This window comes from Maribacter sp., assembly GCF_049667165.1.
Classification (GTDB): Bacteria; Bacteroidota; Bacteroidia; order Flavobacteriales; family Flavobacteriaceae; genus Maribacter_A.
This window is the reverse complement of record NZ_JBATHS010000319.1, coordinates 1-1,768: the sequence shown is the minus strand read 5'-3', so window position 1 is coordinate 1,768 and position 1,768 is coordinate 1. Positions and strand designations below refer to the sequence as shown.

The 1,768-nt window shown below is 42.4% G+C and carries 3 protein-coding genes; all 3 read right to left on the bottom strand.

Annotated elements, in window-relative coordinates; translation table 11 throughout:
* Positions 1-212: hypothetical protein (locus tag WBM98_RS14880; protein ID WP_424366816.1), on the bottom strand; the 212-nt coding region annotated here is incomplete at its 3' end.
* Positions 213-214: 2 nt separating this feature from the next.
* Positions 215-430 carry a 4Fe-4S dicluster domain-containing protein gene (locus tag WBM98_RS14875; RefSeq protein ID WP_424366815.1) on the bottom strand — a complete coding sequence of 72 codons (216 nt, stop codon included), beginning with the start codon at positions 428-430 and terminating at the stop codon, positions 215-217.
* A gap of 229 nt (positions 431-659) precedes the next feature.
* Positions 660-1,768 (bottom strand): DUF1566 domain-containing protein (locus tag WBM98_RS14870; RefSeq protein ID WP_424366814.1); only part of this gene is annotated, 1,109 nt, incomplete at its 5' end.

The following is a 1,768-nucleotide window of genomic DNA, read 5'->3' as shown; positions in this document are numbered from 1 at the left end:
ACCATTCGAATATCCTTGACCAATTTTTTGTTGATCCGCGATAAAAAGAATTGGGACATCAGGATTGTAAATCCTAAAATGGTTGTAAGCGATAAGGTTTCCATCAGAAAATTCCGTCTTGGAAAATTCCCTAGGGTATAGAGCAAAACGGGGACACCAATGAAGGCGATTACCAATGGCAACAATTTAAAAATGTAGCTTTCTTTTTTCATGATCAACCCCATGATACGATTACCGGAATGGATTTTTCTGGTGAAATGGTGATGGCATCCACAGGACAGTACATTCTACATAAATGACAGATTTGGCAATCTTCAGGATATAAAATCTCTGCTTTTTTAGAGTCGGTATTTAACCGTAATACATCAGTCGGGCAGCTTTTAATACACTCCTCGCAACCTATACATCCGTTTATACTTTCAATGGCCATGATCTTTTGTTTTTCTATGGTTTACTTACTCTTTCAAGAACAAAGTAAAAGCACATAGTATTGATTCAAAAAAGCAATCAACTAGTTCAAGGAGTTTATCTACCAAAGGGGGACTAGTATCTATAAAACAAATAAAAAAAGACCCGCTGATCTTAAAAAACCAGCGGGTCTACAACTAACTCAAACTAACTCAACCAATCAATTCTTATCTACTCATATACACGTCATTTTAATTTGCATCCCTTACCAATCGTACATAATTGTAATAGCGTTCACCGCCTTCACCTAGAGGCCCACCTTCTACTTTAGTGTCAAAACGTACACCGCCTGCACCATGAAAATCGTCGCCATTACCGTCAACAGCCATTCCAAAAGCAACATACCAGGCATAATAGTACGGTTCCCCACTGGTAAAGTTGGCCGAAGTACTGGTCCAAAAATATCCGTAGTCATCATCGCCACCCTCATTGATAATAGGCGTACAAGAAAATAAGGGGTCAATAGCGGGACCTACTGCCGAAGCGTCGGTTGCACTAGGGGAATAGGAATAATCCACAATTCCCTGAAGTTCTTTAACATTGGGTAACCTCCAATCGGTATACCCTGCTTCTCCGGATGCCTCTGCATAGGCCAATGCATTTTCCCAGTCCAAACCTTCACCATTATCATCTTGTGTCCACATTAAATCTGTGGCATTGTCGGTAATGGTACCATCACCATTATCGATATATGCATTGACCCCATATGCATCACCACGAACGGCACGCACATATTTACCGCCAACGGGACCACTCGCATTAGCCGAATAGGCCTTTATATGGCCGGTTACATGATTTACGCCAAAAGCAGCATTTGAACCTCCCTCTACCGTAACACCAACATAATAATCGCTGGCCCAATATTGTTCGTCTTTGGTCACCTGGCCACTGGCCAATGTAAAATAGGTGGTGTTCAAATACGGCCAACCTAATCCAAAATCACTGATGGAATACAGTTCCTTGCAACTCGGCATACGCCAGTCATCGTAGCCTGACAATTCCAGACTTTCGCAATACTCGACCGCATCATCCCATGAAAAGTCCTCTGATGTCGGTATTTGTTGCCACATTAACCCTGTGTTATCATCGATGATGGTACCATCGCCATTATCGGTGTACGACATGGCTTCACCTTTTAGGTAATTCGCATCCTGCCCGTAAAAAGCATCCCCTTCACTGAGGCTGGTAACTTGATCCCCATCGGCATTGTACAAGTTGGTTTGTCCGGAAGCGATCATAAGATAGTTGTTGATGGTCAAATCATCGTAAGTGCTGTCGTCATCAGCGGTATCATCATCCA